16 protein-coding genes are annotated in these 8,924 nt (G+C 37.0%); 11 read left to right on the forward strand and 5 right to left on the reverse strand.

Annotated elements, in window-relative coordinates:
* Nucleotides 1-81 precede the first annotated feature (81 nt).
* The gene (locus RMY63_RS03965) at nt 82-342 is read left to right on the forward strand and encodes a FeoA family protein (protein WP_322727452.1); all 261 of its coding nucleotides are present in this window, start codon (nt 82-84) and stop codon (nt 340-342) included.
* Nucleotides 343-689: 347 nt separating this feature from the next.
* Here the strand turns inward: RMY63_RS03965 and RMY63_RS03970 are convergent, their stop codons facing one another.
* On the reverse strand, nt 690-899 hold the full coding sequence (locus tag RMY63_RS03970; RefSeq protein ID WP_322727453.1) for a molybdopterin-binding protein: 210 nt from the start codon (nt 897-899) through the stop codon (nt 690-692).
* Between the two features lie 316 nt (nt 900-1,215).
* Between RMY63_RS03970 and RMY63_RS03975 the strand changes: the two genes are divergently transcribed.
* From RMY63_RS03975 to RMY63_RS03990, 4 genes are all read left to right on the forward strand, one after another.
* Nucleotides 1,216-2,097 (forward strand): AAA family ATPase, encoded by an 882-nt coding sequence (locus tag RMY63_RS03975; protein WP_322727454.1) that lies wholly within the window; start codon nt 1,216-1,218, stop codon nt 2,095-2,097.
* Nucleotides 2,098-2,389: 292 nt separating this feature from the next.
* Complete coding sequence (locus tag RMY63_RS03980) at nt 2,390-2,878, forward strand: ankyrin repeat domain-containing protein (RefSeq protein ID WP_322727455.1); 489 nt, start codon at nt 2,390-2,392, stop codon at nt 2,876-2,878.
* Nucleotides 2,841-4,127 carry a nitroreductase family protein gene (locus tag RMY63_RS03985; protein ID WP_322727456.1) on the forward strand — a complete coding sequence of 429 codons (1,287 nt, stop codon included), beginning with the start codon at nt 2,841-2,843 and terminating at the stop codon, nt 4,125-4,127. The genes RMY63_RS03980 and RMY63_RS03985 overlap by 38 nt, the downstream gene beginning before the upstream one ends.
* Before the next feature lie 18 nt (nt 4,128-4,145).
* On the forward strand, nt 4,146-4,520 hold the full coding sequence (locus RMY63_RS03990) for a hypothetical protein (protein WP_322727457.1): 375 nt from the start codon (nt 4,146-4,148) through the stop codon (nt 4,518-4,520).
* Nucleotides 4,521-4,580: 60 nt separating this feature from the next.
* Here the strand turns inward: RMY63_RS03990 and RMY63_RS03995 are convergent, their stop codons facing one another.
* The 3 genes from RMY63_RS03995 to RMY63_RS04005 form a co-directional block, all read right to left on the reverse strand.
* Nucleotides 4,581-5,051: a hydrogenase maturation protease gene (locus RMY63_RS03995; RefSeq protein ID WP_322727458.1), complete on the reverse strand. Its 471-nt coding sequence runs from the start codon at nt 5,049-5,051 to the stop codon at nt 4,581-4,583.
* A 148-nt stretch (nt 5,052-5,199) separates the two neighbouring features.
* Nucleotides 5,200-5,562: a DUF5615 family PIN-like protein gene (locus tag RMY63_RS04000; protein WP_322727459.1), complete on the reverse strand. Its 363-nt coding sequence runs from the start codon at nt 5,560-5,562 to the stop codon at nt 5,200-5,202.
* Between the two features lie 2 nt (nt 5,563-5,564).
* Nucleotides 5,565-5,789 (reverse strand): DUF433 domain-containing protein, encoded by a 225-nt coding sequence (locus tag RMY63_RS04005; RefSeq protein WP_322727460.1) that lies wholly within the window; start codon nt 5,787-5,789, stop codon nt 5,565-5,567.
* A 227-nt stretch (nt 5,790-6,016) separates the two neighbouring features.
* Between RMY63_RS04005 and RMY63_RS04010 the strand changes: the two genes are divergently transcribed.
* Together RMY63_RS04010 and RMY63_RS04015 are read left to right on the forward strand one after the other, a co-directional pair.
* Complete coding sequence (locus tag RMY63_RS04010; RefSeq protein ID WP_322727461.1) at nt 6,017-6,241, forward strand: FitA-like ribbon-helix-helix domain-containing protein; 225 nt, start codon at nt 6,017-6,019, stop codon at nt 6,239-6,241.
* Nucleotides 6,241-6,387 (forward strand): hypothetical protein, encoded by a 147-nt coding sequence (locus tag RMY63_RS04015; protein ID WP_322727462.1) that lies wholly within the window; start codon nt 6,241-6,243, stop codon nt 6,385-6,387. Before RMY63_RS04010 ends, RMY63_RS04015 begins: the two co-directional genes overlap by 1 nt.
* Nucleotides 6,388-6,422: 35 nt before the next feature.
* On the opposite strand, the gene RMY63_RS04020 is transcribed toward RMY63_RS04015, so the two are convergent.
* On the reverse strand, nt 6,423-6,845 hold the full coding sequence (locus tag RMY63_RS04020; RefSeq protein WP_322727463.1) for a hypothetical protein: 423 nt from the start codon (nt 6,843-6,845) through the stop codon (nt 6,423-6,425).
* 211 nt (nt 6,846-7,056) lie between these two features.
* Here RMY63_RS04020 and RMY63_RS04025 point away from each other — a divergent pair, with 211 nt between their 5' ends.
* The 4 genes from RMY63_RS04025 (at nt 7,057) to RMY63_RS04040 (ending at nt 8,795) form a co-directional block, all read left to right on the forward strand.
* Nucleotides 7,057-7,461 carry a DUF433 domain-containing protein gene (locus RMY63_RS04025; RefSeq protein WP_322727464.1) on the forward strand — a complete coding sequence of 135 codons (405 nt, stop codon included), beginning with the start codon at nt 7,057-7,059 and terminating at the stop codon, nt 7,459-7,461.
* Between the two features lie 179 nt (nt 7,462-7,640).
* The gene (locus RMY63_RS04030) at nt 7,641-7,850 is read left to right on the forward strand and encodes a type II toxin-antitoxin system HicB family antitoxin (protein WP_322727465.1); all 210 of its coding nucleotides are present in this window, start codon (nt 7,641-7,643) and stop codon (nt 7,848-7,850) included.
* Nucleotides 7,851-8,112: 262 nt separating this feature from the next.
* The gene (locus RMY63_RS04035) at nt 8,113-8,445 is read left to right on the forward strand and encodes a DUF433 domain-containing protein (RefSeq protein ID WP_322727466.1); all 333 of its coding nucleotides are present in this window, start codon (nt 8,113-8,115) and stop codon (nt 8,443-8,445) included.
* A complete protein-coding gene (locus RMY63_RS04040; RefSeq protein ID WP_322727467.1) occupies nt 8,442-8,795 on the forward strand; it encodes a DUF5615 family PIN-like protein in 354 nt (117 codons plus the stop codon). The genes RMY63_RS04035 and RMY63_RS04040 overlap by 4 nt, the downstream gene beginning before the upstream one ends.
* Nucleotides 8,796-8,924: the final 129 nt, after the last annotated feature.

An 8,924-nucleotide genomic window follows, 5' to 3' on the forward strand; every position in this document is an offset into this window, starting at 1 on the left:
TTGCAACTAAATAAAAGATTAAGGATGAAGGATGAAAATATACTTCCTTCTTCCTTTCACAATTCCTAATTTATAATTAAAATGTTTACCAGCTTTAGTGTTACTGGCTGTTCATTAGAATTATTGAGAACGGGAGAGCGAGGAATCGTAACTTTCTGTAAAACTCAGAATAAAACAATATTGAAAAAACTTATATCAATGGGAATAGTAACAGGAACTCATATCACTTTAAAACAACACTTTCCCTCTTTGATTATCAATATTGAGAATATAGATTTTGTACTAGATTTAGAAAGTGTCCAAGCCATTTATGTCCGCATTATTGATAATTCCATTAATTAATCTTTATATATAGCTTTACTTAATTATTTCTGAAAAATAAGATCCCTGGCTTTTTAAATAAGTGAAATATCTGTGATTTTCAATTCTTAAAAATTTAATATGATTGCTGTAATTACGCTTGACTAAGCTATTGCACTATTTTAGTCATTAAATTATATAAATCAATAGGCGATGTGCGACTTTTTTTAATTCTTGTGGGATGGACATCTTGTCCGTCCTTTCTGGGCAGGCAAGATACCTACCCCACAATGGAATCAAGATTTAACAAAATTAAGTTGCACACAGCGTAATCAATGCAATTTGATATGAAAAATAGAGCGGCTTGCAAAGGAAGCCAACTCTATTTTTTAATCAACAGCAACTATCACATCTGATGCTTTAATCACAGCATAAGCCTGCTTACCTTCTGTAAGTGATAGCTTTTCTGCTGATGATTTTGTGATGATTGATACTAGCTCTACTCCTGGCGCTAGTTCTAAAGTTATCTCAGTATTAACTGAACCATGTACAACTTTTTTGACAACACCTTTAAGAGAATTACGAGTGCTAATTTCCATGTTTTTAATTTGCTAAATTTAACTATTTATACTTTAGTAAGTTAGCAAGTTTTGATTTTAAAACTAGCTTTTTTTAAGATATCTTAATAATTTTGAAATAATTCTCATTTACTTAACAGTAGTATCTCTGCTTGACGAGCATTACACAAATGGGTAGGGCGGTCATTTGCTGCAAAAAGTAAGATAAAAATTAAAAAAAAGTAACTATTGATGGATATTATCATCAATTTAATATAGCTAGTGAATTATGTATAAACACTGAGGTTATAAAGCATTTACGTATTTATAATAACTAGATTAAAAAGAGGTTTATATTGTGCAGGATCGACTTAATACAACAAGACAAAATCTATTTTTTGAACACTTAAGTCCAGGTGTAGGCGTAGGATTTCCTGTTCCTAAAGACTGGTTGCCAATAACAAGTTTTCCTTTACTAATCATAGTAGGTATGAGTGGCGTGGGAAAAAGCACAATCACAAAAGCTTTGGTTGAAGAAGGCTTAGATTTCACACTTTTACCTAATCGTCGTATTTTAACTGAACGCGTAATAATTGCGCCAATGTTAAAAATGCAAGAGAAACTTATGCAACCCGATTGCCGGATTAAACGCCTAACTTATACTCACCTTTATCGAGAATACTTCCCTGGTGGAATGGGTCACATTTTAGCTTCGCTACACATCAATTCACAAAAAGTCAACTCTATGTTAGTTTTCGATAGTTTGCGTGGTGAAAATGAGGTTAGCTATGCAGCTAAGATTTTAAAAAATGCTAAATTTGTAATGTTGACTGCACCAAATACAGTGCGTTTAGAAAGACTTTTGAAACGTCATGATTCTTTTGATTGGATTGCTAGTCAAGAGTTAGATGGTAATATGCAAACTATCCCAGAAGCACTGACAAACTTTGCTAGTTTGGGCGTACCAGAGGCTTCTGCTTATTTTACTCTTAAAGAAGAACAAGAAATTTTAGAACTTGTAGGTAAACAAGTTGTCACAGGTGTAGAATTGCGAAACAAACTAAAAATATTTGTCGAAGAGAGTCAAAACTATGATTCGGTTTCTACGAAACAGATTTTAGAAGCGATGACTACAAGTGATCGCTCTCTTATAATTGATACTATAGTCAGTCCCCAAGAATCAGCTAAAGCAATTATTTCTCAATTATGCAAATATGGTGATATTAAAAATAACAAGTAAATATCTTAGTAAGAATTAGCTACAATAATCGCTCGATGCTGCTATCTGAATTTGCAAAGCAAAACTGTAATAATTACTGCTTTTATATGACTTTTCAAACTTTTTTAAGAGAAATATCGGGCGAGCTTTATAAATGATTCATAATTTAAACTTATAAAAAGGATAGCATATATGTAAGTTTAAATAATTTAGATAACATTTTTAAATAATGGTGAGCATTGCTCACCATTCTGTTTGCCAAGCAAATTTATATTAGTAAATTGGCAGAAATAAAGTTAACTAAGCAATACTGATGAATCAAACCAACAGTCAAAATTTGAGTGAAGCAACAACCCAATGGCTAATAACAAAAGGCTATAATCCTAGCAATTTAAATCAACCGGGTGAAAATGGTGATACAGCTTTAATGAGAGCGACAAGAGAAGGAGTTTATATAGTCGTCAAAGAACTAATTGATCTGGGTGCAGATATCAATGCTCGAAATAGCGATTGCAACAATGCTTTGTGGTTTGCTTGTTTTGGTAATCACTATGATTTAATTAATTTATTACTTGCTAGCAACATTAATATTGACAATCAAAATGATAACGGTGCAACTGTTTTAATGTATGCAGCTTCAGCCGGAAAGACAGAAGTCGTCAAGTTACTTTTACAACATCATCCTAATTTATATTTAAAAAATTTAGACGATTATAAAGCGATAGATTTTGCTAGCAACATAGAAGTCTTAAGGATAATTAAAAATGCCATCAAGTCAGATATCGGTGAAAGCCTATCATGACGCTACCAAGCATTGTTACTTATCGGTACAACTTGACCCAAATTATGTAGATGCTTCAACACAGCCATCTTCATTTAAAGTTTATCCCAAGTTTTATCGGAGAGTGAAATTAAATCTCAATAATCCTGTTCATTCTTTTATCTCATTAACCAGTGCGATAACACTAGAAAAAGTATATAAAGATGGCCCATTAAAATTACGGGTGAATCCATCAGCAGGCGCTTTGTATCCTACAGAAGTTTACGTACAGGTTCGCGGTATTGAGGGAATAGTAAATGGTATATACCATCTAGAAGTTGAGAATAATTGTCTAACTCTCATCTATGAATTAATTGATGATGGCTTAGAGAGTTATATTATACCGGGTAAAAGTATCAACGGATTCATTTTTTTGATTAGTTGTGTTTATTATAGGTCTAGCTGGAAATATCAAAACAGGAGCATAAGATATTGCTTCTTAGATAGCGGACACCATTTAGGTGCGTTCGCAGCTTCAGCTTTTCTCCACAACCGAGATATACAACTAGTTTTTGATTTTGATAAACTCACTCTCAATTCGGATTTGGGATTTGAGAATAAAGAGTTTATCACTGCTTGCGCGGTGTCAGGAGAAGTACAAGACAATAAAATCAGACGCTTAAGGCTGAAAGTTCCTTTTGTTTCTGGTACTGATTATTTTGAATCCAATCAATTTATTGAAGATGCTTATCAAGCAACTGCTCTACAAAAGAGTCGCCAGCAGAAATTAGAGTATCCTCAATTTAATTTTGATCTGGATAAATTTTACCAAACTGTTTGGGATAGACGTTCTATTAGACGTTTCCGGAAAGAGGCTATTTCTGAAGAAGATTATTTATATATAGTGCAACAACTTCAGCAGTCAATACCAACAGAAAATTATGAGGAAATAGAAATTTACTCAGTGGTGCATCGAGTAGAAGGAATGACACCTGGGTTATATAAAGGTACGTATCTGGTTAAGACGGGTAATTTTAGTGAAAAGACAGGTTACTTATGTATTAATCAGGCTATTGCTAGAGATAGCGCTGTAACTTTATTTTTTGTGTCAGATTATTTAAATTATCAAACTGCTATGCAAATAGCTGGTTTTATTGGACAGAAGCTTTATTTAACTAGTAATTATTTGGGAATTCAGTGTAGTGGGATTGGTGCTTATTATGATGACGAAACCCAAGAATTATTAGAAACAAATAAAGATGTACTTTATGGAATGGTGATTGGAATATAAGCAGGAAGCTAAAGAGAGATGCCTAGAAAGATGTATTACTTAAATGGTGATGATTCACATCCAATACAACCGACATCTGCGGATATTATACTGCGGCAACAATTAGAGTATTCTATTAGTAGATACTTCTATGATGCTTGCGATCGCACGATTCAAACTCTTCTATCTAATTGTCGGTGGTATGTCACAACCCATGCCAATGCTCTAACATTGGTAATTGAATGTCCCGATCAAGTTACTAATTGGCGTGTTCTGCAAAAAATTGTGCCAATGGGGACATTGCTATATGGAATTGTTAGCAGTGCTAAAATCCGTGTTTGTCCGCCAGAGAGTCAAGGTGTACCTTTTGAAATGAGGGTAGATGAACTTTCTGTTTATCGGGATTGGGCATAATTCAATTTTGGATTTTAGGTCGCACCTTTGGTGCGCTTTCAGCGCAACTTGGATTTTGGATTAGTTAATATTCTGGCTAATGAGTGCAGCTACCTCTTCAAAGACTACATCAGCAGAATGTTTGACAACAGGACTTAACTCTAGTCCCAAACCAAGATTTACCGCTTCAATTAAATAAACTGTCACATCTTCGGGAAAATCATTTTGAAAGATTTTCCGTCCGGCGGCTAAAGCATTATCCCAACGAAAATCGTGCAAGTTATAACTAGGTTCTGGCAAAGCTTCCAGTTCTTTTCCTGGAACTTTAAACACAGCACCCGGTTCAGAACCCGTTGAACTTGCATCAATAATTACTAATTGTTTACTACCTCTAGCTTGAAACATTACTTCCATCCCTGCGGTGCCACAGTCATATACTTGCACATTGGGATGAGGGTTTTCGGCTAGATATTTTTGTAAGCGTTGGGCAATGATTACGCCTACTGCATCATCACTGCGATTTAGATTGCCACAACCGATAATAGTTAGCATGCGATGAGATTTTATTGTTTAAGCTATCTTGTTAGGCATCTGTCTGAATTGGGAATAATGTATTCAGCTTACAGATGTTTAAGATTCAAGGGATAACAGTATAGTTTTTTGGGATGGACTAAACAAGGGAACTTTTTAGGGATTTTGCTTAGGTATTGGATATTTTTCTAAACCTGTGTCCATCTGGTTCTACAACTACAAATGCACCTACCAATTCGACTTCTGAGTAAGTTTGTATAACTCTTACCAGTTCGTTATGAACTTTATTCACAGTTGTAGGTAGAATTCGGAGATAGATGACTCCAGATCCCATTGCTCTAACAAAAACAAGATTTCCGTAGTCTCTATCTCGCGTAATGAGAATACGGTTCTGTTCCTGTGCTGTTCTAAGTATTTCTTCATCACTTGCTTGCGAAAGACCAATCTGAGCTACAAGAAGTACGTCATGTCCAGCATCAACTAGAAATTTTGCTGTAACAGCATACACATCTTGATCTAGTAATAATCTCATGCTCAAATAGATACTAGATGAATGTCTTCAGCTGCCACTAGCGCGATCGCATATTGTAAACAGGCACGAATATCCTCAATTTGTAGGTCTGGATAGTAGTCTCGGATAATTTCTTCAAAAGAAAGCCCTTCATTGAGCAGTTCAAGAATGCTTTGTACAGTGATGCGTGTCCCTACTATGCAAGGTTTACCGAAATGAATTTGCGAGTTAACCACAATTTTGTCCATATAACTATAAAGTTTAATGTATTTCTTCAATTTTAAGATAAAGAGTCGCCTTGCTTAACCACTAGGGCGTGTTTTCAAACTTTCTTTTTGCTTCAGCTAATTTGGCAAACCTAGAGGCGGAGATTCACCCACAGATGCTGAAATAATTTAGGCTATTTGTATGCCAGCAAACTGCTAGCATAAAGGTAATAATTGGCTAGTCAAATAGCACTAGCAAAGGAGGCAGTATGGCAACAATTACCATTCGCAATATATCTGATGAGTTAGTCGATCGCATTAAACGCTTGGCGGGACAAAAGGGAATTTCGATGGAGCAAGAAGTCCGCGATTTGTTGCAAAAACGCTATGGTCAACGTGATGAAGTGCTTACTCGTATTCGTCAACGGGCAGAGGCGTTACCGATGGAATCAGAAAGTCGGGTGCAGACTTGGAAATCAGAAGGACGACCCTGATGGTGATTGATACGATGGTATTTGCCTATGCGCTCTTACACGTAGAGGATAGGTATGAACAGGCGATCGCTGTTTTAGAAAGACAGAAGCTTTGTTTGCGAATGACATTCGCAAACAAAGCTTTTTGTCCAAAGTCCAAAATATAGACGAAGCCTCTGAAAAATAATTTATCAGCAGGAAACTATAACTCTACACCATGTTTCTTGGCAATTTCAGTCAGTTTATCAAACTGATCTTGTGATACTTTAGTTAATATCTCTTCAGCCTGTTCTTTAGTACTTCCCTCTTTAGGAATTAAGTACTTGATATAAAGAGACATAAAATCGGCTGCGATCGCTAAACCGGATAAAGCATGTTTGTCTGCTTCTTTACCTGCGATCGCAGCTACCAAACCTGCTTTAATGGGGTCTGGTTTAACTTTCATGAACTGATCAACAAGTTTCGGAACGTAGTCTTCTGGTGGCAAATTATCTAACTTACTTCTATCAGGAGTAAAGTTACATTCTGCGGCTTTTGCCTGCTCTAAAACACACCATTCTATGTATTCTTGCAATGCGGCATCGGGAACGCGAGGGAGATATTGATGTAGCGCTAAATCAGACACAAGCTTACCTTGTAAATTTCTGTTTTGTTGAAGTGATTAAGGCAAGCCTAACGCACTGTTTCTATAAGTTTTAGTGTGTTACGCTACGAGTTTTGAATATAAGGCATTGGGAATATAGTATTGGGCATAGGTTATTTCTCCCTTATTTCACCCACTCTCCACTCCCCGGTTAAAATAGTTGATGGCGCGATGTCTCCGACGGGCTACGCTTATGGCTTTAGCATCAAATGGGCGATCGCAAATTATTCGTACAGAACGAGGACTGACGATCGCAGGTACTCGCATAACTTTGTACCAATTCATGGACTACTTACATGGGGGACACTCACCCCAGTCTTTTCGGAATTACTTTCCTCAGATTACAGATGAGCAGTTCGATGCAGCGATATCCTACATTGATGTAAACCGTACTGAAGTCGAAGCAGAGTATCAAATTGTCTTAAAGCAAGCAGAGGAAAATCGGCAATACTGGGAAGACCGCAATCGTGAACACTTTGCCAGTATTGCATTGATTCCATCGAAACCTGGTCGAGAAGCTCTTTGGGAAAAGCTCCGATCGCCCAAACTTGGAGTCACAAAAAGTAGTAGAAAGAATAGGTATGAGAAAGGTGGATGAAAAAATCGTCAATGGCAATCCTTTAGTATTTTTTAGGATTGAGAGCTTGTAAGTAAAGACATGCTTTAAACCACCAGTCATGTGTTAAAATTCCTGTTGTAAATTTGTCTTTTAAGCGTTCGCTAAGATAAATGGCCAATCCAGTAAGCTGTAAAGTGAGCGTTGTCCATGATTGTGATATGAAAACTTTTACTGCGATCGTTGAAAGAGATCCTGATACTAAGTTCTATGTCGGCTATGTTCCTGGCTTTCTTGGAGCGCATTCTCAAAGCGAAACCTTAGATGAGTTGCAGGAAAATTTACGGGAAGTAATTGAGATGCTTGTAGAGGATGAAGATTTGGTGTTTGAGACGGAGTTTGTGGGTACACAACAGATTGTGGTTCAGTAGAACATGAGTAATGTTGGGAGCATCCCAATGCAAGCAAATTTACCAAGTTACAAGGTAGTCATTGCGAATGCAGCGAAGCGGAATGAAGCAATCGCAGCATCTAGACTTTGCGATTGCTTCTCTACGAGACGCTTTGCGAACGCTTCATTTCATTACGTTCGCAATGATAAAATAATGTTTTTACACATTTGGGATGCTCCCGTAATGTTCCTGTTTTGAAACCCAAGAAGTTTTAAGAATTAAAGAGTCCCCACCATGCCTTATGACAGTAACACCAACCCTAACAAAGCAGTATATTGAACAACGAGGTGAAGGTTACTGGATCGTACAGACGCGCATTTCCCTCGATTCAGTCGTGTATGCTTTCTTAAATGGAGAATCCCCAGAAAGCATTGCTCATGACTTCCCTTTGCTCTCGCTGGAGAAGGTTTATGGAGCCATAGCCTTCTATCTTGCCAACCAAGAGTTAATTGATGCGTACTTAAAGGAAGGTGAAGCAGAGTTTGAGAAACTGCAACAGTCCTGTAGAGACAAGAATCCACTTCTGTATCAAAAGTTAAAAGCCGCTCAAATACAGAAGCAGAACAAGGTATGACATCAGTTCGATTTCAAGCAGATGCTGACCTTAAGCAAGCAATCGTAACTGGTGCAGTACGCAGACAACCAAATCTTGATTTTCAATCAGCCTATGCAGCAGGACTTGAAGGCAAGAAAGACTCAGAGGTATTGGCGATCGCAGCACAGAATAGCAGAGTTCTTGTAACCCATGATCGTAAGACTATGCCTGCTGAATTTGGTCAGTTCATTATGTCACAAAGTAGTTGTGGGGTTCTGGTTCTCTCTCAAAATCTCTCAATTAGTGAAGCCCTTGAAGCAGTCATCCTGGTTTGGGAAGTTTCTACTGCCGAGGAGTGGGTCAATCAAATAATGTCTATTCCATTATAAGGAGCAATAGGAGAGTTCATGATATCAAACATAGTTAGGACTTACGCAAAAAAGCTCTCTAACTCTTATTCCTCTGCGTTCTCTGTGGTTTGATTTTGTGTGACCTGTGCGTAAGTCCTAATACTAAAA

It is taken from the genome of Nostoc sp. ChiQUE01b (assembly GCF_034531255.1).
In the GTDB taxonomy this organism is placed as follows: domain Bacteria; phylum Cyanobacteriota; class Cyanobacteriia; order Cyanobacteriales; family Nostocaceae; genus Nostoc.

What these genes read in the sequence shown, in the direction of transcription:
- RMY63_RS04000 (WP_322727459.1), bottom strand. Translation starts at nt 5,562, where the DNA reads ATGAGATTATTACTAGATCAAGATGTGTATGCTGTTACAGCAAAATTT.
- RMY63_RS03990 (WP_322727457.1), top strand. Translation starts at nt 4,146, where the DNA reads ATGCCTAGAAAGATGTATTACTTAAATGGTGATGATTCACATCCAATA.
- RMY63_RS03965 (WP_322727452.1), top strand. Translation starts at nt 82, where the DNA reads ATGTTTACCAGCTTTAGTGTTACTGGCTGTTCATTAGAATTATTGAGA.
- RMY63_RS04015 (WP_322727462.1), top strand. Translation starts at nt 6,241, where the DNA reads ATGGTGATTGATACGATGGTATTTGCCTATGCGCTCTTACACGTAGAG.
- RMY63_RS04035 (WP_322727466.1), top strand. Translation starts at nt 8,113, where the DNA reads ATGACAGTAACACCAACCCTAACAAAGCAGTATATTGAACAACGAGGT.
- RMY63_RS04030 (WP_322727465.1), top strand. Translation starts at nt 7,641, where the DNA reads ATGAAAACTTTTACTGCGATCGTTGAAAGAGATCCTGATACTAAGTTC.
- RMY63_RS04040 (WP_322727467.1), top strand. Translation starts at nt 8,442, where the DNA reads ATGACATCAGTTCGATTTCAAGCAGATGCTGACCTTAAGCAAGCAATC.
- RMY63_RS03985 (WP_322727456.1), top strand. Translation starts at nt 2,841, where the DNA reads ATGCCATCAAGTCAGATATCGGTGAAAGCCTATCATGACGCTACCAAG.
- RMY63_RS03980 (WP_322727455.1), top strand. Translation starts at nt 2,390, where the DNA reads ATGAATCAAACCAACAGTCAAAATTTGAGTGAAGCAACAACCCAATGG.
- RMY63_RS04005 (WP_322727460.1), bottom strand. Translation starts at nt 5,789, where the DNA reads ATGGACAAAATTGTGGTTAACTCGCAAATTCATTTCGGTAAACCTTGC.
- RMY63_RS04025 (WP_322727464.1), top strand. Translation starts at nt 7,057, where the DNA reads ATGGCTTTAGCATCAAATGGGCGATCGCAAATTATTCGTACAGAACGA.
- RMY63_RS04010 (WP_322727461.1), top strand. Translation starts at nt 6,017, where the DNA reads ATGGCAACAATTACCATTCGCAATATATCTGATGAGTTAGTCGATCGC.
- RMY63_RS03970 (WP_322727453.1), bottom strand. Translation starts at nt 899, where the DNA reads ATGGAAATTAGCACTCGTAATTCTCTTAAAGGTGTTGTCAAAAAAGTT.
- RMY63_RS03995 (WP_322727458.1), bottom strand. Translation starts at nt 5,051, where the DNA reads ATGCTAACTATTATCGGTTGTGGCAATCTAAATCGCAGTGATGATGCA.